25 protein-coding genes are annotated in these 20,561 nt (G+C 60.0%); 15 read left to right on the top strand and 10 right to left on the bottom strand.

Annotated features, from left to right (window positions below):
- Positions 1-4: 4 nt before the first annotated feature.
- The gene (locus PVW51_RS02050) at positions 5-2,317 is read right to left on the bottom strand and encodes a flagellar hook-length control protein FliK (RefSeq protein WP_274573399.1); all 2,313 of its coding nucleotides are present in this window, start codon (positions 2,315-2,317) and stop codon (positions 5-7) included.
- 116 nt (positions 2,318-2,433) lie between these two features.
- Here PVW51_RS02050 and PVW51_RS02045 point away from each other — a divergent pair, with 116 nt between their 5' ends.
- From PVW51_RS02045 to PVW51_RS02020, 6 genes are all read left to right on the top strand, one after another.
- Complete coding sequence (locus tag PVW51_RS02045; RefSeq protein ID WP_114274150.1) at positions 2,434-2,712, top strand: rod-binding protein; 279 nt, start codon at positions 2,434-2,436, stop codon at positions 2,710-2,712.
- The gene (locus tag PVW51_RS02040) at positions 2,702-3,061 is read left to right on the top strand and encodes a flagellar biosynthesis protein FlgN (RefSeq protein ID WP_274573398.1); all 360 of its coding nucleotides are present in this window, start codon (positions 2,702-2,704) and stop codon (positions 3,059-3,061) included. The genes PVW51_RS02045 and PVW51_RS02040 overlap by 11 nt, the downstream gene beginning before the upstream one ends.
- Before the next feature lie 233 nt (positions 3,062-3,294).
- Positions 3,295-4,140, top strand: a complete 846-nt coding sequence (locus PVW51_RS02035; RefSeq protein WP_274573397.1) for a flagellin N-terminal helical domain-containing protein — start codon at positions 3,295-3,297, stop codon at positions 4,138-4,140.
- A 75-nt stretch (positions 4,141-4,215) separates the two neighbouring features.
- On the top strand, positions 4,216-4,587 hold the full coding sequence (gene flaF / locus PVW51_RS02030; protein ID WP_274573396.1) for a flagellar biosynthesis regulator FlaF: 372 nt from the start codon (positions 4,216-4,218) through the stop codon (positions 4,585-4,587).
- Positions 4,584-4,988, top strand: coding sequence for a flagellar biosynthesis repressor FlbT (gene flbT, locus PVW51_RS02025; RefSeq protein ID WP_274573395.1), 405 nt, complete (start codon positions 4,584-4,586; stop codon positions 4,986-4,988). The genes flaF and flbT overlap by 4 nt, the downstream gene beginning before the upstream one ends.
- Positions 4,988-5,776 carry a DUF1217 domain-containing protein gene (locus tag PVW51_RS02020; RefSeq protein ID WP_274573394.1) on the top strand — a complete coding sequence of 263 codons (789 nt, stop codon included), beginning with the start codon at positions 4,988-4,990 and terminating at the stop codon, positions 5,774-5,776. Before flbT ends, PVW51_RS02020 begins: the two co-directional genes overlap by 1 nt.
- A gap of 36 nt (positions 5,777-5,812) precedes the next feature.
- Here PVW51_RS02020 and PVW51_RS02015 read toward each other — a convergent pair whose 3' ends face one another.
- Complete coding sequence (locus PVW51_RS02015; RefSeq protein ID WP_274573393.1) at positions 5,813-7,162, bottom strand: FliI/YscN family ATPase; 1,350 nt, start codon at positions 7,160-7,162, stop codon at positions 5,813-5,815.
- Positions 7,163-7,243: 81 nt separating this feature from the next.
- On the opposite strand from PVW51_RS02015, the gene PVW51_RS02010 reads away from it, so the two are divergent.
- From PVW51_RS02010 to PVW51_RS01970, 9 genes are read left to right on the top strand one after another with little or no spacing between them, the layout of a single operon-like run.
- Positions 7,244-7,630, top strand: a complete 387-nt coding sequence (locus PVW51_RS02010; protein WP_274573392.1) for a FlgB family protein — start codon at positions 7,244-7,246, stop codon at positions 7,628-7,630.
- Positions 7,631-7,640: 10 nt separating this feature from the next.
- Positions 7,641-8,033, top strand: a complete 393-nt coding sequence (gene flgC / locus PVW51_RS02005; protein ID WP_114274207.1) for a flagellar basal body rod protein FlgC — start codon at positions 7,641-7,643, stop codon at positions 8,031-8,033.
- 39 nt (positions 8,034-8,072) lie between these two features.
- Entirely contained in the window at positions 8,073-8,360 is a 288-nt protein-coding gene (fliE, locus tag PVW51_RS02000; protein ID WP_274573391.1) for a flagellar hook-basal body complex protein FliE, read from the top strand.
- Complete coding sequence (locus PVW51_RS01995) at positions 8,360-8,629, top strand: flagellar biosynthetic protein FliQ (RefSeq protein ID WP_114274209.1); 270 nt, start codon at positions 8,360-8,362, stop codon at positions 8,627-8,629. The genes fliE and PVW51_RS01995 overlap by 1 nt, the downstream gene beginning before the upstream one ends.
- Position 8,630: 1 nt before the next feature.
- Complete coding sequence (locus tag PVW51_RS01990; protein ID WP_274573390.1) at positions 8,631-9,341, top strand: flagellar hook-basal body complex protein; 711 nt, start codon at positions 8,631-8,633, stop codon at positions 9,339-9,341.
- Positions 9,342-9,362: 21 nt separating this feature from the next.
- Complete coding sequence (gene flgG / locus PVW51_RS01985; protein WP_114274211.1) at positions 9,363-10,148, top strand: flagellar basal-body rod protein FlgG; 786 nt, start codon at positions 9,363-9,365, stop codon at positions 10,146-10,148.
- Entirely contained in the window at positions 10,148-10,564 is a 417-nt protein-coding gene (gene flgA, locus PVW51_RS01980) for a flagellar basal body P-ring formation chaperone FlgA (protein WP_274573389.1), read from the top strand. Before flgG ends, flgA begins: the two co-directional genes overlap by 1 nt.
- A gap of 10 nt (positions 10,565-10,574) precedes the next feature.
- Positions 10,575-11,303: a flagellar basal body L-ring protein FlgH gene (gene flgH, locus PVW51_RS01975; protein WP_274573388.1), complete on the top strand. Its 729-nt coding sequence runs from the start codon at positions 10,575-10,577 to the stop codon at positions 11,301-11,303.
- Positions 11,304-11,312: 9 nt separating this feature from the next.
- Positions 11,313-11,810, top strand: a complete 498-nt coding sequence (locus PVW51_RS01970) for a flagellar basal body-associated protein FliL (protein ID WP_274573387.1) — start codon at positions 11,313-11,315, stop codon at positions 11,808-11,810.
- Between the two features lie 3 nt (positions 11,811-11,813).
- Here PVW51_RS01970 and PVW51_RS01965 read toward each other — a convergent pair whose 3' ends face one another.
- The 8 genes from PVW51_RS01965 to PVW51_RS01930 form a co-directional block, all read right to left on the bottom strand.
- On the bottom strand, positions 11,814-12,194 hold the full coding sequence (locus PVW51_RS01965) for a hypothetical protein (protein ID WP_274573386.1): 381 nt from the start codon (positions 12,192-12,194) through the stop codon (positions 11,814-11,816).
- A gap of 11 nt (positions 12,195-12,205) precedes the next feature.
- Positions 12,206-13,291 (bottom strand): flagellar type III secretion system protein FlhB, encoded by a 1,086-nt coding sequence (gene flhB / locus PVW51_RS01960; RefSeq protein WP_274573385.1) that lies wholly within the window; start codon positions 13,289-13,291, stop codon positions 12,206-12,208.
- A complete protein-coding gene (locus tag PVW51_RS01955) occupies positions 13,288-14,058 on the bottom strand; it encodes a flagellar biosynthetic protein FliR (protein ID WP_274573384.1) in 771 nt (256 codons plus the stop codon). Before PVW51_RS01955 ends, flhB begins: the two co-directional genes overlap by 4 nt.
- Entirely contained in the window at positions 14,058-16,142 is a 2,085-nt protein-coding gene (gene flhA / locus PVW51_RS01950) for a flagellar biosynthesis protein FlhA (RefSeq protein WP_274573383.1), read from the bottom strand. The genes PVW51_RS01955 and flhA overlap by 1 nt, the downstream gene beginning before the upstream one ends.
- 154 nt (positions 16,143-16,296) lie before the next feature.
- Complete coding sequence (locus PVW51_RS01945; protein WP_274573382.1) at positions 16,297-18,585, bottom strand: tetratricopeptide repeat protein; 2,289 nt, start codon at positions 18,583-18,585, stop codon at positions 16,297-16,299.
- A 2-nt stretch (positions 18,586-18,587) separates the two neighbouring features.
- Positions 18,588-19,457, bottom strand: coding sequence for a flagellar motor stator protein MotA (gene motA, locus PVW51_RS01940; protein ID WP_274573381.1), 870 nt, complete (start codon positions 19,455-19,457; stop codon positions 18,588-18,590).
- Between the two features lie 81 nt (positions 19,458-19,538).
- Positions 19,539-20,159 (bottom strand): MotE family protein, encoded by a 621-nt coding sequence (locus PVW51_RS01935; protein WP_274573380.1) that lies wholly within the window; start codon positions 20,157-20,159, stop codon positions 19,539-19,541.
- A complete protein-coding gene (locus PVW51_RS01930) occupies positions 20,156-20,551 on the bottom strand; it encodes a hypothetical protein (protein WP_274573379.1) in 396 nt (131 codons plus the stop codon). Before PVW51_RS01930 ends, PVW51_RS01935 begins: the two co-directional genes overlap by 4 nt.
- Positions 20,552-20,561: the final 10 nt, after the last annotated feature.

The raw sequence follows: 20,561 nt of genomic DNA, 5'->3' as shown, positions 1-20,561 counted from the left end.
CCTGTCACAATCTGATGTCGATGCCGGATTCGGGTGTGGCCGAAAGGACGATTTCAGCAGGGCTTTCCGTGCCTGCTTCGGCCTGCGTTTCGGGTGTGTGTGACGGGCGTGCCATCGCCCCGTCCTCTTGTCGGGTATCACCACCCGCAAAGGTGAAGCTGATTTCCGCATAGCCGAGCTGCCGGAACTCCTGTGCCAGTTCCGTGATATGCCGTCGCATCAGTTCGATCGTATCCGGACGCTCCGCCGTGATCTGGACCGCCATCCCGGCCTCCGTTGTGGAAAGGGCCAGGCGCAGGCGGCCCAGCTCTTCCGGATTGAGCGCGATATCAACCGGGCGTTGCCCGGCATTTTGCAATGCGTCGGCCAGTTGCCGCGCCACCTGAACCGGTAAATCGGCGCGATGCGGCGCCGCGGTTTGAGGGGCAGAGGTTGTCTGCATCACATCCATGCGCGGGCCGCCGTGCCCTTCGGGAACCAGCGGGCGGTTTGGCTCCGACGCAGGCTGGGTTGTGTCGGTCTTTGTGGCCTCCGGACCGGATGCAGCCAAAGGTGCGGCCATCGCAGCCCTTGTGGGGCTTGCGGCCCTGGGCATTTGCGGGAGGGCGACATCGCGTCCTGTGTGAAACTGTTCCGTTGGGCGGTCAGGGGTTGAGGCACGGGGCGCGGCGCGGTGCGTCACGGAAATGAGAAATTCCGGATCGCTGCCTGGCACCGCAGCATCGCGTGCAGAGCCAGAAACAGGCACAGCAACCCGCGCATTGAGGGAGGAACGATCCACTGTCTGCGGAAGCAATCTGGACGGGTTCGTTTCCCGCTTGTCGTCGAACGCCCGATCACTGCGCCGCAGGCCAATCTCCCCGGCGGTGGCAGGCAATCCATCTGGCAGCTTGCTGCTGGCGGCAGGACCAGAGGCAGGACGTGCAACAGGTGCGGAAACATCGGTTGGGCGGCTCACATGGGTGAGAGGCCGGTCAATGATTTGGCGAGTCGCCACAGGCTCTGTGCCGTTTGTTGCCTGATGCAACCCCGTTTCAATGTTGCGCACAGGCACGGGTTGTCGCGGCGTTTCGCGTTCTTGTACGGCCCCTGAAACCACATCACCTGCAGATGGCCGCTGTTGTGGCAACCTCATGTCAGTCGCCGCAGGCAGGTCGCCCTGCGTTCTCATGGGGCTCCCGCTCTCGTCCGTCATGGTGCGCGCGGCATTGCGAACCACCGGGATAACCGGTTGATCCAACTGTTGTTTGGCAGTGACCATCTGACGGTCTCCGGGGGCGGGTTGAGGTCTTGCTGGCGGGTCCTGACGGGACACGGGCCACAACGTTGCAGATCTGCCTGTTTCTGCGTCCCGCCAAACCATTTGGCCGGTCACCGCACGTTCCAGAGAGGTCTCGCGGCCTGCGCCAACCGCAGGATTCTGCAGTTCTGTTGTTATCGCGTGACGGTTGAGCTTCTCCTTCCCGGACTGCGGCAGCAGTCCGTTCGCATCAATTTGCTGCCCGTCGCTTCGCGTTAGCTGAGGCCGTTCGTCTGGTATCGCGTGACGGTCGAAGCCTTCCTTTCCGGACTTGGACGACGGTCCGCGCGCATCGGCTTGCGCCCTGCCGTTCCACGTTGCACGAGGCCGTTCGGCTGGGGTGATGACCGAGCCTTCGCCCGTGGCGAGGGCTGCGGATTTCGGCGGGTTTGTCCCCATTGCATGTTGCCGGGCCGTTTCGCCAACCAGCGCAGTTGCGGGCGCCCGAGCGTCTGGGCCTTCATGCGCAATGTCAGGAAGGCTTTCTTCCGGTTGATGCCGGAGCACAGAATGGTCCTGTCGCGGTGCAAGGGTGCGCTGAGATTGTGGATTCGTTTCGGGTGAGGTGCGGTTGTGAAACGCGGAAACCTCGTCACCTGTCGAATCATCAACCGCGATTTGATCGCGGGTAATTTCCGGAATGCGCTCCGCTTGCGGCTTCGGCATTGCCACACCGGTAACCGCCGGGCGTGACGCGCCTTCAGTTAGGTGTGGGCTGGATCTCTCCTCCGCGTCGTCATGCGGGCCGTCCATGAAAGAGGCATCAAGATCTTCCGGTTCTGCGCCCCCTGCATTCTTGGCGGGTCGCTGCCCTGTGCCTGTCATGCCAGTCTCGGGCTCCTGCGCCGGGGCGCTTCCAGGGAATGGTTCAGCCGATTTATCATAGGCGAGACCAAAGTCAGGCATGCCGGTGGCAATCGCCGGGCCATCACGCGCTGTGGCGGGTCGAACCAAGCTACCCGTCTTTCGGGCCTCGCCCGCCGATGGGGCGGTGATATTGGGAAGTGAAATGTTCAACAGCGCCTCCGGGAGTTCTTCTCCGACGGGGGGTGTATGCGGCAAAATCCTTACCGGTTGTTTACCGGTTCAGGCGCATCCTTCCAAAAATAGAACGCAATTTAAGGACCAGGTCGATGCAAATTACGCCTCCCACGCGGCACATTTCCTCCCCCGATGGCGCGGACCTGCGGCTGCGGCAGGCGGCGGAGCAGCTAGAAGCGACATTTCTTGCAGAAATGCTGAAATCTGCGGGGCTTGGACAATCCCGGGATCAGTACGGCGGTGGCGCGGGGGAGGATCAATTTTCCTCATTCCTGGTGCAAGAGCAAGCTGCGGCAATGGTCCGTGCCGGTGGCATCGGGCTGAGCGAATCTCTCTATGAAGCACTCAAGGAGAAAGAAGATGACCGATGAAACCGTGAAACATCAGATCGACGCCCTCAACGACCTGCTGGATTCCGAGCGTGAGGCCTTGCTGGAAGGGGACCTGGAGCGGCTGGCGGAGATGCTTGCACCGAAAGAAACACTGATCGGCGCGATCAACAGCGTGCCGCAGGATGATCTGCAGGGGCTTCGGGAACTCGACAACAAGGTAAAGCGAAACCAGCTGCTTCTTGGTGGCGCGCTTGACGGTATCCGCGCAGTCGCGGACCGAATGGCCCAGCTTCGCCAGGTCCGAAGCAGTCTGGACACCTACAGCGCGGATGGCAAAAAGCGCAGCATCGACCTGCGGGACAACACCACATTGGAACGGCGTGCGTGAAGTCCATGCCGATCCACGGCAGCTCCGGCAAAATCGGCTAAAAACCGCGATAGTCCGGCCTCAGGCATTCAGCAAACCTTAAGCCTCGAATGGGCATGTAAGCCATGCATCCGAAATCGGGTGGCGCATCGTTTTCCACAGAACGCATGCACAGGTCAGAACACCGCCAACGTATCCCCATGGGGGGTGACACTCCACGGGCGCAAAGCGTCCATGATTGAAGGAACTAGCTTATGTCGAGCATTCTTACCAACAACGGTGCAATGGTTGCGCTGCAAACACTGAAGTCCATCAACAAGGACCTTACCCAGACGCAGAACGCGATCTCAACCGGCAAGGACATCGGATCCGCCAAGGACAATTCTGCCATCTGGGCAATTTCAAAGGTGATGGAATCAGACGTTGCTGGTTTTGCCGCTGTTCAGGATTCGCTGGCGGTTGGCGAGTCGACGGTCGCGGTGGCATCTGCCGGTGCGGAACAGATCGTTGAAACGCTGAAAGAGATGAAGCAACTGGCGATCAATGGTCAGTCCGAGACGGCGGATTTTTCCAAGATCCAGGCAGACATGGCGGAGAAAGCCGAAGGTATCGCCGCCATCATCAGCGCGTCTCAGTTCAACGGTGTCAATCTGCTGGCAACGGATGTCGACGGGAACGGGGGTACCTCCCTGACCGTGGTTTCCTCACTTGACCGTGTAGGTTCCGCAGCTCCGACAGTATCCACCATCAGTGTTGATACTGTCGATTTCGAAGCGAATATCGACGCGGTCGGCAGCCTGACGGCCATCACCGACGCGGCAACCGCCGCGACGGCTTTTGATGAGCTTGAGGCCTTTCTGACGACAGCAATCGACGGCGCTGCAGCACTGGGGGCCTCGGCAAAACGGATTTCTGATCAAAACGACTTTGTCGGCAAGCTGAACGACGCGGTTAAATCCGGCATCGGGTCCCTGGTGGATGCGGACATGGAAGCGGCCTCTGCCCGCCTGCAGGCGCTGCAGACACAACAGCAACTGGGTGTTCAGGCTCTGTCGATCGCCAACCAGGCGCCGCAGACAATCCTGTCCCTGTTCCGGTAACAAAATGAGCGAAGGCGCCATGTCGCGCCTTCGCTCCCTTTCCAAATTCCGACCTTCAGCAGGTAAGGACACGCCGTGAACGCAACCGACAAGGCTCAGCGCGCCTATGCGCCTACCGCAGCGCCCATTAAATCAGAGCGCAGCGTCGAATTTGAAGTGATCGCGCGCATCACCGCACGGCTGAAAGCCGCGATTGAGGCCGCACAGTTTCCCGGGCTGCTCGAAGTGCTGCATGAGAACCGCCGGCTTTGGCGGACGCTTGCAACGGATGTTGCCAATGCCGAAAATCTGTTGCCGGACGAGTTGCGCGCACGGATTTTCTATCTGGCCGAATTCACCAATCATCACACGAGCAAAGTCATCGCCCGTCAGGATACCGCGGTGCCCCTGCTGGAAGTGAATACCGCCATTTTGCGTGGCCTCAAACAACGGAGGGCCCTGCCGTGAGCGGCCTTGTTCTGAAGTTGAGCCCCAAGGAGCGGGTCCTGATCAACGGCGCGGTGATTGAAAACGGCGACCGTCGCAGCAGGCTTTCGATCATGACGCCGGGTGCGAACATCCTGCGCCTGCGCGATGCGATCCACCCCGAAGATGCAAAAACACCCGTCAGGCGCGCCTGCTTTGCGGTGCAATTGGTCCTTTCCGGTGACACCGTCCCATCCGATGCGCATCACGGATTGCTGCGCCAGATTGAGGAGCTGAGCCAGGTCTTCAAGGATGGCGACAGCCGGACATTGCTGACTGAGGCCAGTGAGGCCCTGATCGCGAAGCAACACTACCGCGCATTGAAGTGCCTCCGCGGTTTGCTGGCGCGCGAAGACCGGTTGCTTGCGGTCAGGCCGAACTGATGTTCCAGCCGGTCATTCCCGTATCCGGCCTTGCAGGTTGGCGGTTTCTGCAACGCACCTATGACTCCCAGCTCGAGACGTTTTCGAAGGGGGCCGTATTGCAACGGGATGCTGAGTATTTTCGCGAAAACATCGGGCAGGTGCGCACAGCCGAGGATCTGACCTCTGATCGCCGGTTGCTGAACGTCGCGCTCAGCGCCTTTGGATTGCAGGATGACATCAACAATCGTTATTTCATTCGCAAAATCCTGGAGGAGGGCGTGATGCGTGATGACGCCCTTGCCAACCGTCTTTCCGACCCCCGCTATCGCGAATTGTCCGAGGCGTTCGGTTTCGGTCCGGGTGAGTTCGTGAAAACCGGCGAGGATGGTTTTGTCGGTGCTATTGTCGCCCGTCACCAGACCAACAGTTTTGAGGTTGCGGCGGGCGAACAGGATGGCGCCATGCGCGTGGCCCTCTATGCGCAGCGGGAACTGGCGCAGCTTGCGCATGATGATATGTCGAACGAGGCCAAGTGGTTCACAGTGATGGGTGACCCTCCGATGCGCCAATTGTTCGAAGCGGCGCTTAACTTGCCCGCGGCGCTGGCGCAGATTGATATTGATCAACAGCTTGAGGTGTTCAGGGATGCCGCCGTTTCGGTCCTGGGCAGTGATGATCTGGCGCTTTTCACCGAGACTGGCGCGCGCGAGAATCTGATCACGAAATTCGTCGTTCGAGACCAGATCCGTGATTTTTCCGCCGGAATGTCCAGCACTGCCGTCGCATTGACCTTGCTGAGCGGCTAAGGACCTGACCCTTCTGTTCAGAAGCCAAAGAGCACCCTATTGGCGTTTTCTGACGGGTGCGACCTTGGACCGGCGCAGAACAAGTTCGAGTTGCTGGAAGCTGTGCGCGCAACCGACAGCGTCGGGCTTCGCCAGGAAATCATCCAGATCGGACCAGACGGAAATTGCCTGATCAACCTCCGCATCGGACCCTTGCACATAGAGCCCCGCGCGGATCATCATGGCGTTCTGTTCGTAGAGCCCCAGCATTTTCCGGACCTGTGCCAGGGTCGCATTTTCACTGTCACTTGCTGCCATGGGCAGGCTGCGGGACACGGAACGCAAAACGTCGATGGCTGGGTAACGTCCACGTTCGGCAATCGCCCGGTCCATCACGATATGTCCGTCGAGCACCCCGCGCAGGATATCCGCAATCGGTTCGTCCATGTCTGAGCCGGCGACCAGAACGCTGAAGATCGCCGTGATGTCGCCCTGACCATCTGCACCGGGACCCGCCCTTTCGCACAAGGACATGATGAGATGGGAGGTCGACGGAGGATAGCCCCGCAGCACGGGTGCCTCCCCCGCAGCGATGGCCACTTCCCGATGGGCTTCCGCAAATCGCGTGATGGAATCGATCAACAGGAGGACCGATTTTCCCTGATCGCGAAAATGTTCTGCCACGGCCATCGCGCTCCAGGCACATCGGCGGCGTTGCAGGGGCGATTGATCCGAGGTTGCCGTAACGATTACCGAGCGTTTCAGCCCCTGGGCGCCAAGGGTTTCTTCGATGAAATGGCGCAATTCCCTGCCCCGCTCGCCCACAAGACCAATGACCACGATGTCCGTTTCCATCTGCTGGGCCAGGTGTCCCAGCAGGCTGCTCTTGCCAACGCCGGATCCGGCAAAAATCCCCACACGTTGCCCTTTGACGATCGGGAGCAGGGTATTTGTGACCGCCATGCCTGTGGCCAGCCTGCCCCCCATCGCCCGTCGCGCAGCCGCGCCCGGCGGGGCAGCACGCAGGCTGCGTTCCTGTGACCCACGCAGGAGTGGACGACCGTCCAGAGGGTGCCCGGAGGGATCAATCACCCGGCCTACCCAGGAATCGGAAGGCGCAAGCGTGGGCGCAGGCTGCAGAACGGCACGGTTATGCAGGGCAACACCATCCAAGGCTGCTTCGGGAAGGGCGATCAACACGTCGCCGCGCAGCTGAACGACCTCGGCCAACAGCGGGGTACTGTTCTGGCGGTGAATGGCGATCATGTCGCCAATCCGCGCGACGCCGGACAGGCCGGTGACATGCACCACGCCCCCTTCGACCCCGGCGACCCGCCCCACCGGCCGGACCGGCGTCAGCGTTTGGATCAATGCGGTCAATCCTTCAAATTGTGCCGAAGTTTCCATGGGAGCCCTCTGTAGCTGCTCACCCTTTCTAAAGGAATCGGGGTTAAGCCTTGATTTATATCTACCGAGGGAGAAGCCCCGATGTTCGAGAACCTGAATGTCTTCAGGATGTCCGCCGCGTTGGCCAGATATGCGGGCCAACAGCAGGCGCTTGTCGCTCAGAATGTTGCGAATGCGGATACGCCCGGCTACCGGGCGCGCGGTCTGCCAGATTTCAAATCCACCTATATGCCGACAGGTGACGCCGGATCACAAAAGGCAACCAGGGTCAGCCACCTGAACGGTATCCAGCCGGGCATCGCAACGCCTGCACCCGTGGAGACCGGGGGAGAGGCGTCACCCAATGGCAATCAGGTCTCCCTTGAAACAGAAATGCTGAAATCGGCTGATGCAAAGCGGGCGCATGACCGGGCGCTTGCCATATACAAAACCGCGCTGGGCATCCTGCGCAGCACCATCCGCACATGAGGATTCCGGGATGAGCGATTTTTCCAAGGCATTGACGGTCTCTTCCAGCGGCTTGCGGGCGCAGGCGACACGGTTGCGCCACCTGTCCGAGAATATTTCAAATGCGGATACGCCGGGGTATCGACGCAAGACAATTTCATTCGAAACAATGTTGAGCCCGCGCGACGGCATTGCAGAAGTGGTGCCGGGGCGGGTCCGGCTGGATCGGGCCGAACTGGAAAAGATCCACGATCCCAGCCACCCCCTGGCCGATGAAACGGGTCACTACGACGGCAGCAACGTCGATCTGCTGATTGAACTCGCCGACGCCCGCGAGGCGCAGCGCAGCTACGAGGCAAATCTGAAGATGTTTGAACAAACCCGGAAGATGTCATCGGGCTTGATGGAATTGCTGCGGCGGTGAACGACCGAGATTTCGGAAAATTGAAAAAGGAGATCCAGAATGGACATTGCAGGGCTTTCAGCCATCCAGAAATATGCTGCGGCAAAACCAGCGACCGAACCTGATGAGGGGGCCGGCGCGACCGGTTCAGCACGCGCTGCCTTTCAGGATTTTGCCAGCACATTGGCCCATGCGGAACAAAGTGCCAAAGCAGCCATGGTCGGCGATGCGGACCCCCATGCGCTGGTCACGGCACTGGCGCAGACCGAACTGGTGGTCGAAACCGCTGTCACCGTGCGCAACAAGGTTGTTGAGGCCTATCAGGAAATCCTGCGGATGCCGGTCTGATGGCCGATGAAATCGTTTTCTTCGACACGTTGCGACAGGGGCTTTGGGTGGCGTTGATCATTTCCATCCCGATCCTGACGGTGGCCTTGCTGGCCGGCGTCGCCATCGGTCTGGTTCAGGCATTGACATCGATCCAGGAAATGACCCTGACCTTCGTTCCGAAGCTGGCAGCGATCGCTGCGGTCTTCTGGGTGTCCATGGGTTTCATGACGCAGACACTGGTGTCGTTTTTTCATGACCGCATCATTCCGCTGATCATCGGAGGATAGAATGGAGAATGCTTCATACACCACGCTGACCCGTCAATCCGGCCTTGCGCGGGAAATGCAGATCATCGCGAACAACATTGCCAATGCGGCGACCACCGGCTTTCGGTCAGAGGGGCTGATTTTTTCCGAATACGTCAGGCCGGTGGAAAATGGCGCGTCCTATTCCATGGGCCAGGGCAATATTTCAAGCACATCCTTTGCGCAGGGTGCGTTGACACAAACGGGCAACCCCTTTGATTTCGCGATTGAAGGTGATGGATATTTTCTGGTCGAAACACCGCAAGGCGAACGGCTGACGCGCGGTGGGGCGTTTTCGCCTTCTGCCAACGGTGATCTGGTTACGGGCGACGGTTTGCGGGTGCTTGATGCAGGGGGTGCGCCGATATTCGTACCACCCGGCGTTGATGTGGCGGTTTCTGCTGACGGGACCCTCAGCGCCGGTGGCGCGCCGCTGGGGCAGCTTGGTATCGTCGGACCCATTGATCCGCAAGGAATGGTGCGTGAGGATGGTGTGATGTTTCGCGCCGATGCGGGTTTTGAACCCGGCGCGATGGCCCGGGTGCTGCAGGGGTTTGTGGAGAATTCCAACGTCAGCCCGATCACGCAACTGGCCCAGATGATTGAAGTGCAACGGGCCTACGAACTGGGCCAGAGCTTTCTCGACGCCGAGGATGAGCGCGTGCGCTCTGCGCTCAAATCCCTGATGACATGATACACAAGATGGAGACGGCCAATGCGCGCCCTGAAAATCGCAGCGACAGGCATGTCGGCCCAGCAGATGCGGGTCGAGACGATTTCGAACAACCTCGCGAACATGTCGACCACGGGGTACAACGCCCGCCGCGCCGAATTTGCCGATCTGCATTATCAGCAGATGGCCCGCGCCGGGGCCGTGAGTGCCTCTGACGGGACGGTCCTGCCAACCGGTGTACAACTGGGCCTTGGCGTGCGCCCTGCGGCTGTTTCCATCCACCTCGCACAGGGATCCCTTTCCGCAACGGGCGGCGATCTGGATGTTGCGATTGACGGCAGAGGATTCCTGGAGGTTACATTGCCCTCGGGGCAGGCCGCCTATACCCGCGACGGTGGGTTGAAACGGACAGGTGAGGGCGTGATCGTTACCTCCGACGGATATCCGGTCGCGCCGGAAATCGTGATACCGGCTGACGCCCGGCACCTGTCGATCAACGGCGAGGGCGAGGTTTACGCCTATTTTGCGGACAACGCCGAGGGGCAGCTTCTGGGACAATTCAGCTTGTCGGGGTTTACTAATCCCAAGGGGCTCGAGGCGCTGGGCGGCAATCTGTTTTCTGCGACCGAAGCATCGGGTCCGGCCATCGTCTCGACCCCCGGTCAGGACGGATTGGGCAGCCTTCGACAGGGCTATCTTGAGGACAGTTCCGTCGATGCGGTGCGCGAAGTCACCGAATTGATCGAGGCCCAGCGCGGGTACGAAATGAACGCCAAGGTGATCTCGGCGGCCGATCAGATGATGGGCGCAACCACGCAGGTTCGCTGATGAAACGCCTGCCTGCACTTCTTTTGCTGACCACACTCCCGGCCATGGCTGACACGGTTGTCCCGACCCGAACGATCCGCGCCCATTCGGTCATTACCCAGAGCGATGTCACGCTTTTGGCCGATCAGCAGCCCAACGGATACGCCCGGCTTGCCGATGTGGTGGGTCAGGAGGCCCGCGTGGTGCTCTACCCCGGTCGGACGATCCGCGTCGACGATATCGGCCCACCCGCGATCGTCTCGCGCAATCAGGTGGTTCAGCTCGAATTCAGCGGCAGGGGGCTTCGGATCAGCACCGAAGGACGCGCGTTGGAACGGGGTGCGGCAGGGGACCGGGTGCGCATCATGAACCTGTCTTCCCGTGCCACGCTTTTCGGGCAGGTCCGGCCAGACGGCACTATTCAGGTAACGCCATGAGGAACAACCGATGAAATCATCCATTCTGAGCCTGCTTGCGCTTGTCACAGTTGCGGCCTGCGGTCGGGGCGATCATATCGGCAAGGCCCCGTCATTTTCCGAACCGATGCAGTCGGAGGAGCATGCGGCGATGATTTCTCCGGGCCTGCCCCTGCGAATTGTCGAGGATCGTCCGGTTGACGCCGCTTCGCTGTGGTCCGGAACCCGCGCGTCGCTGTTGGGGGACAGGCGTGCGGTCCAGCGCGGTGACATCCTCACTGTCGTGATCGAGATCGACGAAAAGGCCGAAATTTCCAATGCGACGGATCGGTCCAGGTCCGGGGCTGAAACATTGGGTATCCCCGGGTTTTTTGGCCTGCCGCAGCGGCTGGATCAGAAGTTGCCGGAAGGGGCCTCCTCATCGGAGCTGGTCGGCATCAATTCGAACTCCTCTTCTTCCGGCGACGGATCGGTCAAGCGCAAGGAAAAGCTGACACTCAGGGTCGCGGCGACGGTGGTGGATGTTCTCCCGAATGGGGTCTTGTCGATTTCGGGGTCACAGGAACTGAGGGTGAATTTCGAGCTGCGCGAACTGCTGGTGACCGGATATGTCCGGCCTGCCGATATCTCTCGGCAGAACGAAATCACCTATGACAAGATCGCTTCCGCCCGTGTTTCCTATGGCGGCCGTGGGCAAATTACGGATGTCCAGCAACCCAGGGTTGGCCAGCAGGTTCTTGATGCCGTGTTGCCATTCTAGGGGGTTGATATGTTGAAAAAGATCTTGCCTGTTGTCTTGCTGCTGATCGGCTCAGGTGCCGGTGTCGGCGCTGGTATTTTTCTGCGCCCCGCCCCGGAACAGCCTGTTGTGACAGAACAGGAAGGCCCCGAAGCCAAAGCGGTGGAGAATGAAGCGCATGATCCCGACACCCCCCCGGCTGAAATGGAATATGTCAAACTCAACAACCAGTTTATTGTGCCCGTGGTCGAGAACAAGCAGGTGGTTGCGCTGGTTGTCATGTCGCTGAGCGTCGAGGTGCCGGAGGGCAAGAAGGACGCCGTTTTCCGCCGCGAACCGAAACTTCGGGATTCGTTCCTGCAGGTGCTGTTCGACCATGCAAACATCGGCGGCTTCAACGGCGCCTTCACGGATGGGAACAATCTGGCTGTCCTGCGCAGCGCCCTGCGCGAGGTGGCGCAAAAGGCGGTGGGCAAGGATATCGCCAAGGATGTCCTGATACTGGAAATTGCGCGGCAGGATTATTGAGCGTCAGAAGAGCGAACCGTCAATCGCCTGATGCAGCGCATGTTTTACCTGCCGCTGCCTTCTTTCCTGCTGAGCCTTCGCCCGCAATTCATCCGCAACCAGCACTTTTCCATAGGCCTTTCTGACAAGGTTCTGGTGATGCTCCTTCACGGCACGAAGGCGGGCAAGCTTCATGTTCAGAGCGGTTTTTGCCCGGCCAATCCAGGCCTGCCAGAGTACATCTGCGCCAATCGCCCTATGACTTTCGTCAATCTCCAGCCGGGCCCGGCTGTTCAACTCGTCCAGGCGCAACAACTCCGCGCGCAATGTGGCTTCTTCGGCGAGGATCTTTTGCAGTTTGTATTTTTCGCGGTCGTAACCGGCGCGGGTGATCTGCACCAACATGTTCAAATCCTTCATACGCGCCCCTTTGCCCGGCTGCGCATCGCCTCTGCAAAGCGGATGGCGGCGGCAACGGCGCGGTACAGGTCCGGTTCGATCTGATCACCGATCTTCGTTGTCGCATAAAGGCTGCGCGCGGTTGGTGGATCACTGTGAATCGGCACCGCATGTTCGGCCGCTTTCTCGCGGATGGTGCGCGCAATCTCATCGACTCCCTTGGCCACACATACCGGCGCCTCCCCGGGCAATCTGCTCCACTTCAGGGCGACCGCGTAGTGGGTCGGGTTCACGACAACCACGTCCGCCCCCGGGACATCGGCCATCATCTGGCTTTGCGCGATGGAGAGGGCGCGTTGGCGACGCTCTTGCTTCAGATGCGGATCACCTTCGGCATTTTTGGTCTCGTCCATGATCTCCTTGTGGGACATGCGGTTCTTTCGCAGGTGCTCAAAATGCTGCCAGATGGCATCAATGCCCCCGATGGTTCCGGAAATCAGAACCACGATGAACAGGAAGGCGACGCAAAGCTCGGCCAGAAGCGACAATACCAGCTGCGGCGTGGTTTGAACGGCGCCCAGCATCTCGGCCAGCCGGATCCGGATAAAAAGGGCAACGCAGATCGAATAGACGCAGAGCTTGGTGAAGCTCTTGGCAAACTCGAAGAGCCCGTTTCGTCCAAATTTGTTTTTTGCGTTCGAAATCAAGGAAATCCGGCTAAGTTTCGGGGCAAGTTTGCTGGGGGCAAAGGTCAATGCGCGCTGGGCCAGGATGGCCAGAATGACCGCCGTCGCAGGCAAGATAAAAACCGGGCTCAACCCCAGGACCACGGACCAGAACAATCCACCCATGAAAGGCGCAGGTGCCCCGCCAAAGACAAGTTGGGCTAGGTCGGCAGATTGGTCGAGCATGACCATCAGCGCGGTGCCGATACCCCGGATCGCACCAGGTCCGGCCAGCATCAGGGCCACCAACAACCCGGCGTAACCCGCCGCTGTCATCAGGTCGGTGGATTTGGCGATTTCACCTTTCTTGCGGGCATCCAGCAATTTCTGTGCCGTCGCCTCGAAGGATTTGTCGGTATCTTCTTCCTGCCCGCTCATGGCCGGAGCCCGAAGGGGGCGGACAGGAACCCATCCAGCGCGGCGATCCACATTTCCAGCATCAAGGGGGAGGCGATGGCCAGCAGAAACAACCCCCCCGCGGTGATGACCGGTGCGCCGACAAAGGCCACCATCAGCTGGGGCATCGCTTTGTTGATGGCGCCGAGGGCAATATTGTAGATCACCGAAAGAATGACAAAAGGCGCGGCCAGTGTGAAGGCAAGTGAAAATGCCTGGCTGACCTGGCCCAGCCCCCATTCCGATACCACGGATCCGGCAGGAAAGCGCGCCATCGGCAGCATGTCATAGGACAGGATAAGAAGCTGCGCGGCCTTGACATGCAAGCCGGTCAGCACGGCCAGCGCCAGCCCGGCGATTATCAGGATATACCCGATGGCCGGCAGCGGATCTGCTGCCGCGCCGCCCAGGATCTGTGAAAGAGAGGTCGATTGCGCGGCGATGGAACCTGCGGTCTGCAACGCCAGGACAAGCATCCTGATACCCATGCCCAGCAGCAGACCCGCCAGCGTTTCAGTGACGATCAAGACTGCCAGCCTGTCAAAGGTAGCCGCAGAGACCGGCAGCGGGACGGCAGGTGCCACGACAAGGACAAAGGCCAGAATGACCACCAGTTTCACACGCATCGGGACCGAGCGTTCACCAAACGCAGGCATCATTGCGACAAAGGCGCCAACCCGAAGGAAAACAGCAAACCCATGCCAAAGCCAGACTTGCGCAGATTCCAGAAGTGTTGCGAGTTCAGCCATCAGGCAGCAATGACGCCGACAAGCGAAGGCCGGGCATCCAGACCGATCTCCTCGAAAGACAGGACGGGGTTGGAAATGCCCCTGGCGCGCATGACGGTGCGCAGAAACCGGCGGCGGCGCGTGTTGGTCACCAATGCTGCGTGGATTCCGTTTGCGCTGGCGTCGCTCAGTTTCTGCGCGGCCCGCTCTGCCAGTTGATTGAACAGATCGGGGGGCAGGGCGATATCCAGCCCTCGCTCCCCATCGACTTGATAGGTTGCAAAGGTGTCTTCCCATTCCGGCGCGAGCTGAATCAGGGGCAGCGTACCGTCGGGGCGCCGCATTTCCGCAACCAGCTGGAATCCCAGGCGTTGGCGGACATGTTCGACGATGGCTTCGGGTTGGGCATTTTGCCCGCGTGCTTCGGCTGTCGCCTCAAGGATAAGCGGCAGATTCCGGATCGAAACCTGCTCATCCAGCAAGAGGCGCAAAACAGAATGCAGGACATCCACCGGGACCCTGTCGGGGATAAGCTCATCCAAGAGTTTTCGGTTGGCTTCCGACCTTGCCGGATCGGAGATGTTAACCATCTCTGACAAGGTGCGCCGCAGTGATTTCAGGGTCAGCAGCCTGCTGAAGTTCAGCTTGATCACTTCCAGCAGATGCGTGGCCAGAATTTCGGTCGGGGTCACCAGTGTCACGCCCGCAATTGCGGCCTCTTCCTGATCCTTGGCGTTGATCCAGCGGGCCGGCGCGCCATAGACCGGTTCAACGGTGTCGGTGCCGGGCGGTAGAATGCTGCGATCTTCCGGTGCAAGGGCAAGGATCTGATCGGGATTCAATTCGGCGCGCGCCTGTTCGACGCCCTGGATGCGCATGATATAAGTGCCCATGGGCAGCCCCGGGTGATCGGTGAGCCTGATTTCTGGCAGGATCAACCCGAACACGGAGGCCACATGGGTGCGCATCTTGGCAATACGCGCATCAAGTCCCGTGCCCGGGTCCAGCACCATGTTCACAAGGTCCGGTGCAAATTCCACATGAATGTCGTCCAGCTCCAGAATGTCGCCAAGCGATCTTTCACGCGGTGCAGCATCATCCGCTGTGACAGCCGGCTGCGCGTCGCGTTCCTGCCGGTGTTTCCGGTACATGAAATAGGCGGCAGCCGCGAGCGCGACACCCCCCAACATGAAGGGTACGAAAGGCAGGCCGGGAAACAGGCCGAAAGCGAACATGAGCACCGCCACCGTGGCCAGCGCGGAGGGATGTTTGCCAAGCTGGCTGAAAACGGCAAGGTCCGTGGCGCCCTGGGTTCCGCCCCGCGCCAGCAGGAGAGCGGAGGCGATGGAGATCACCACAGCCGGTATCTGGCTGACCAGCCCGTCACCGACGGTGAGGATCGCATATGTTTCAAAGGCGGCCCCCATCGGCATGCCGTGGACGACAATCCCCATGACCAATCCGGCGACCAGGTTAAGCAGGGTAATGAGGAGCCCTGCGATGGCATCGCCCTTCACAAATTTGGAGGCGCCGTCGAGCGACCCGAAAAAAGTTGTTTCCTGCTGTTCCCTTTCGCGGCGGTCGCGGGCTTCTTCATGGGTGATGGCCCCGGCCGACATGTCGCTGTCGATGGCCATCTGTTTGCCCGGCATCCCGTCCAGCGCGAAACGCGCGCCAACCTCGGCCATCCGCGTGGCGCCCTTGTTGATCACCATGAAATTGACGATCAGCAGCACGCTGAAGACAACCAGACCCAGAAAGACGGAGCCGCCCATCACAAACTGGGCAAAGCTTTCGATCACGTTACCGGCTGCATCGGTGCCGGTATGGCCTTGCCCGATGATCAGCTTGGTCGAAGAAACATTGAGCGAAAGGCGCAACATCAGCGAGGCAAGCAGGATGGTTGGAAAAGCCGAAAAATCCAGCGGCCTTTCGATGAAGAGGGTCACGGTGAAAATAAGGATCGCCAGGGCAAAGGAAGCGGCAAGCCCGGTATCCAGTACCCAGGAGGGCATCGGAAGGATCATCATCACGATCACCGCCATCAGAGCGATGGCAAGCAGGATGGTCGGGCTGAATGCGTTTTTCCAGGTCAGAGACTTCATGAGCCGGTCACACCTCTGCGGCAGGAAGCCGCGCGGCAATCGTCGGGCAGGGTGGCATGCAACATTCTGCGTCTCCTCTTGGTCCCTACTGAGACTGGAAACACGCTAGATCGGTCTGGTTTATTTTCCGTAACCGTCGCCGGACAGCGGCAGGCTATTCAGCCTGTTCCTGCAGGTCGATCTGCAATTCGGGGGCTTGCAGCATTTCCGAAAGCACCCGGCGTGCATTGACACTTTCCTGCAGCGCATCGGAGCTGCGCGCCAGCATCCCTTCATACTCCGGATCCGGCTCGGCCGGTTCGGCGGCCACCATGGCCACCGGACCGAATATTGGCGTCTCCTCCGGTGTGAGGGATTGCCAGTCATTTGCAAGCCAGGCTGTTTTCACCGCCTCTTGTGGACGTTCGGCAAGCATGAACAGGCGGTGCGCTTCTTCCAAAGCGCCGGACATGCGCTGAGCCTGCGCCCGCAAAAGATCCTCTTGCGCGCCTTTAATACCCAGCAGAGCAGCGCGTGCCATGGCAGGACGTTCAAGGCTCAATGAGATCCGCGCGGCAAGGATTTGCCGGGTTCTGTTCCGTGGGTCTTCGGGGATCATCTCGACGACGCTCTGGGCAGCATGCCCAAACCCCAGTGCAAGGTATCGTTCCGCGATCTTCAGCTTTGTTGTGAGGGGCACCATTGCAATATGTTCTTCGGTTTGCCTGAACATATGGTCCAGAAACACGAGATCATCAGCCGTTTCGGCCGTCTCTTTCAGCAGCAGGGCGCGCAGGCTGCCGGATGCGGTGTCCTCCTGATCGCCCCCCAATGCGCGGGTTGCGGCAAAGGCCCGGTCGAACTGGCCGGATTTGGCAAGCGCAAGCACATGGGCGCGCTGCAGCTCCGGCCCCAAATCAGTTTCCCGAAGTTCCTGTGCATAGGCTTCTATCAGTCCGGCGGTGTCATGGCTGATTGGTTGATTGTCCCGCAATTGCGCGTTGACCAGCGCAATCAGGGCCCGGGGCGATTGTGCGGAATTGTCGTCGATCACATCTTCCAACTGGGTTTTCGCCTGGTCGGTCTGCCCGGCGTCAAGATTGACTTCGGCCTGGGCAAAGCGCCCTGCCGTCGACAGGGGTTCGGGTAACCTTTCCACATTGCGCAGCGCCAGGGATGCGGCTTCCGAATCCCCGTATTCAAGCAGCCTCTTGCTCAGTTCCGGGGCGAGGAACCTGCGCAGATGCACGGGCAACCGGTTCAGCGCCAGCAATGCCGGCGCGGGATCAAGCGAACCGGCAAAATCGAGCCGTTCTTTCGCCAAAAACGACCAGAGTGCGATATCCGTCTCACAGGCAAGCATGGAACGGAAATATGCGGAGTCAGACGTGCGACCCTCTTCGAGGATCTCCGATATTCCGATCAGGATGCGGTTTTCCCGCGCCAGAGCCGGATCCAGCATGAGGATCTGGCGGGCCTCTGCCCCGAAGCCGTGATAAATGTAAGTCCGGGCAAGGCGCAAGGCGACCGCAGTATCCAGCCTGTCGAATTCTCCGAACAGCCGGGCGCGGGCGGTGCCGATTTCTGTGTTGAAATCTGTATCTCCGCCCCAGGTGCCGATGCCCACTTCATCCTCCTGCGGACATAATGCGCCCGTGGCGGACAGGCGGTTCCTGATTGTGTTTGCGCTGTCCGGACCGTCCATGCTGTTGCTGATCCGCATGTTCCGGACCGCATCGGGCAGATCCTCAGGCAGGATGGTTTGATTTTCCAGGTGATCATCCAGGCTGGATGTTTCCTTTTGCAGCGGCAGGGCTTTCCGAGGGTGGAACGGTCCCGCGCCCTGGAGAATGCCGCGAGTTGCGGCGCTGCCGATCTCTTGCGCCAGCTGTGTCTGGACCTCGCTCAGCAGTTCAAGCTCCTGGTCTGACGGGGCTTCACGCGCAAGAGGGGCATGGGGCCGCTGTGTCACGGGTGCCAAATCCGGCAGGGCCCCGGGAGCATCTGGAATCTTCCGGGGCTGCGACGCATTCGATGTCGCGACCTTAACTGCGTTTGCCTGCGTGTCATCCGTTTCGCGCAGCAAGGGCAGGGCGGTCTCGACATCCTTGTCCAGAATATCGATGGCGACGTATTGGGCGCCAACCGCAAAAGCAGCGACATTGCAATCGCAGCCAAGCGCCAGGGTCAGCGTATTTCCATCCTGCGAGAGACTGGCGATGCGGTCTCTGGTGATCCTGTTGTAAACGTCCGTGGTGTCAAACCCCTCATCATGCCCTTCCAGGGCGAGGATGACCTTGCCCCCGGTCTTTTCCGCCCGCCAGGTCACCCCTTCGGGGAAGCTGGCAACCAGGCGGGTGAACCTCCCGTGTTCCCCCGATTGCAGCACGGAAGGCGCCGTAGTTCCGACCTGGGGAAACAGCAGAAGACAAAGGGCAAGGCAAAACCCCCGCAGGAAGGTCATCGCTACGCGGCCTCCTGTTTCACGGCTTTCAATGCTTCTTCAAGGTCAGAGAAACTGGGCCGGCAATGCGACGGCGTATTCTGCCGTCCGACCTCGATACAGATGTTGGTGGCGTGATTGTGCAGGTTTGCAACCAGCACCTCGCGGATCAGTTGATAGAAATGCTGCTCGTCTTCGACGACGTCCTTGACCTTCGCTGCAAATGGCCCAACCAGACCATAGGCCAGGAAAACACCCAGAAAGGTGCCGACCAGCGCCCCGCCGATCAGTTTGCCCAGAATTTCAGGCGGCTGGTCGATCGAGGCCATCGTCTTGATCACACCCAGGACCGCCGCGACGATACCAAGGGCCGGCAGGCCGTCGGCAATTGTCTGCAGGGCATGACTCGAATGCAACGCGTGATGCGCATTCGCATCCATCCGCTTTTCCAGAACCTCCTCGACCTGGTGCGGATCATCGTAATTCATCGAGGCAGAGCGCATCGTGTCACAGATCAGGGCAATCGCCTCCTTGTCCGTCAAAATGCGGGGATATTTCGAGAAAATCGACGACTCTGCCGGCGCTTCGATATGTTCCTCGATGGCGACCGGGTTTTGTCGGGCAAGTCTGATCAGTTCAAACAGGAGGCACAGCAAGTCACGATAATCGCTGTGTTTCCACTTCGGTCCCTTGAAGACCTTTCCGATGTCCTTGATCGTATGTTTGACGGCGGCGCCGTCATTGCTGATCAAAAAGGCACCCACGGCGGCCCCGCCGATCATCGTCATCTCGAAAGGCAGCGATTTCAAGATGATCCCCATCTTGCCTCCCGCGGCAAGATATCCGCCAAAGACCATGACAAAGATCGTGATAATGCCGATGATACCTATCATGACGCGTCCCCCGGAACAGATTTCTCGTTAAGCCGATTTTCCGCAGCATCCCAAAGAGGGGTTAAGAATCCCTCATCCAGCTCAGGATTTGGGCGCAGTTGCATTTCGCCCCGCCAGAATGACGCTGATTGAATAGGCGGCTTCCGGCGACAGCCCGGCCAGAACCGATGCCGCCGCATCTGGGCGCATCCGCCCCAGGAAACCTGCGGCAAAATCGGGCTCCATGGCTTCAAACAGGGTCGCGGCATCCTTGGGCTTCATGTTTTCGTAAACCGCTGTCAGCCGCGAGAGATCTTTTTCGGCGGCCCCATCCGCAAGTGCCAGGGTCTGGCGCAGGTTTTCTTCCATCTGTGCCAGGGCTGCCATCCGCTTTTCGATTTCCGAATCCGCGACAGAAAGCGCCTTGCTGCGCATGGCGATTTTTTCTTCCCGTTGGGCAATGCGCGCTTCCCGGTCCCGCAGGGCGCTCAGCAAGCGGCCCATTTCCACGCGGTCTATCTGGCCCGGTTCGTCCACAGGCGGGTCCGCCAGCACCTCCTCTTCCACCGCACGGGCCGGGGCCGAGACTGCTTCGGCAACGGCCGATCCCGCCCCGGATCCCAGCCTGAGGATAGCCGAGGCGCTCAGGAGCGCGGCGATGATCATCACGGTGCCGCGTCCGTTCCGCTTCAAGTCCGGTTTTGCCTTGCGTTTCAATTTCATGCCGACCCCCCAAGACGATGCCGCGTGAACATGGGTTCAGTTGGTTTCGGCGGCATTTCGGCCTGTTTCGGGGATGCCTCATGCGTTTCCGCCCGGGGCTTCGGCGCGTCCGGGATATCATGTAGGGAGGCCATCTGAAGCTCCAGTTTCTGCGCGCTTTTTTCCGCCCGGCCCGTCAGCTCCGTGAGGGTTGCAGCAGATTGGTTTGCCGCCGCCTGCGCTGCTGTCAGCGTCCTGGTCAGGTCATCCACCTGGGCAGACAGGACAGCCACCGCACCGCCGACACCTTTTTCAAGATCGTTGAAGCGGTTCAACCGGCGCCCCAGAATGAAACAGTAAAATCCCGCCGCCAAAGCGCCGGATGCCAAAAGAATGTCGGCAATTATATCCATTTCATCCTCC

Source organism: Sulfitobacter sp. PR48 (assembly GCF_028807335.1).
GTDB lineage: Bacteria > Pseudomonadota > Alphaproteobacteria > Rhodobacterales > Rhodobacteraceae > Sulfitobacter.
This window is presented reverse-complemented; position numbering and strand designations above follow the sequence as displayed.

Excerpts from the sequence above, each read along its gene's own strand:
- PVW51_RS02045 (WP_114274150.1), top strand. The coding sequence starts at position 2,434 with ATGCAAATTACGCCTCCCACGCGGCACATTTCCTCCCCCGATGGCGCG.
- PVW51_RS02040 (WP_274573398.1), top strand. The coding sequence starts at position 2,702 with ATGACCGATGAAACCGTGAAACATCAGATCGACGCCCTCAACGACCTG.
- PVW51_RS02035 (WP_274573397.1), top strand. The coding sequence starts at position 3,295 with ATGTCGAGCATTCTTACCAACAACGGTGCAATGGTTGCGCTGCAAACA.
- PVW51_RS02020 (WP_274573394.1), top strand. The coding sequence starts at position 4,988 with ATGTTCCAGCCGGTCATTCCCGTATCCGGCCTTGCAGGTTGGCGGTTT.
- PVW51_RS02015 (WP_274573393.1), bottom strand. The coding sequence starts at position 7,162 with ATGGAAACTTCGGCACAATTTGAAGGATTGACCGCATTGATCCAAACG.
- PVW51_RS02010 (WP_274573392.1), top strand. The coding sequence starts at position 7,244 with ATGTTCGAGAACCTGAATGTCTTCAGGATGTCCGCCGCGTTGGCCAGA.
- flgC (WP_114274207.1), top strand. The coding sequence starts at position 7,641 with ATGAGCGATTTTTCCAAGGCATTGACGGTCTCTTCCAGCGGCTTGCGG.
- fliE (WP_274573391.1), top strand. The coding sequence starts at position 8,073 with ATGGACATTGCAGGGCTTTCAGCCATCCAGAAATATGCTGCGGCAAAA.
- PVW51_RS01995 (WP_114274209.1), top strand. The coding sequence starts at position 8,360 with ATGGCCGATGAAATCGTTTTCTTCGACACGTTGCGACAGGGGCTTTGG.
- PVW51_RS01990 (WP_274573390.1), top strand. The coding sequence starts at position 8,631 with ATGGAGAATGCTTCATACACCACGCTGACCCGTCAATCCGGCCTTGCG.
- flgG (WP_114274211.1), top strand. The coding sequence starts at position 9,363 with ATGCGCGCCCTGAAAATCGCAGCGACAGGCATGTCGGCCCAGCAGATG.
- flgA (WP_274573389.1), top strand. The coding sequence starts at position 10,148 with ATGAAACGCCTGCCTGCACTTCTTTTGCTGACCACACTCCCGGCCATG.
- flgH (WP_274573388.1), top strand. The coding sequence starts at position 10,575 with ATGAAATCATCCATTCTGAGCCTGCTTGCGCTTGTCACAGTTGCGGCC.
- PVW51_RS01970 (WP_274573387.1), top strand. The coding sequence starts at position 11,313 with ATGTTGAAAAAGATCTTGCCTGTTGTCTTGCTGCTGATCGGCTCAGGT.
- PVW51_RS01965 (WP_274573386.1), bottom strand. The coding sequence starts at position 12,194 with ATGTTGGTGCAGATCACCCGCGCCGGTTACGACCGCGAAAAATACAAA.
- flhB (WP_274573385.1), bottom strand. The coding sequence starts at position 13,291 with ATGAGCGGGCAGGAAGAAGATACCGACAAATCCTTCGAGGCGACGGCA.
- PVW51_RS01955 (WP_274573384.1), bottom strand. The coding sequence starts at position 14,058 with ATGGCTGAACTCGCAACACTTCTGGAATCTGCGCAAGTCTGGCTTTGG.
- flhA (WP_274573383.1), bottom strand. The coding sequence starts at position 16,142 with ATGAAGTCTCTGACCTGGAAAAACGCATTCAGCCCGACCATCCTGCTT.
- PVW51_RS01945 (WP_274573382.1), bottom strand. The coding sequence starts at position 18,585 with ATGACCTTCCTGCGGGGGTTTTGCCTTGCCCTTTGTCTTCTGCTGTTT.
- motA (WP_274573381.1), bottom strand. The coding sequence starts at position 19,457 with ATGATAGGTATCATCGGCATTATCACGATCTTTGTCATGGTCTTTGGC.
- PVW51_RS01935 (WP_274573380.1), bottom strand. The coding sequence starts at position 20,159 with ATGAAATTGAAACGCAAGGCAAAACCGGACTTGAAGCGGAACGGACGC.
- PVW51_RS01930 (WP_274573379.1), bottom strand. The coding sequence starts at position 20,551 with ATGGATATAATTGCCGACATTCTTTTGGCATCCGGCGCTTTGGCGGCG.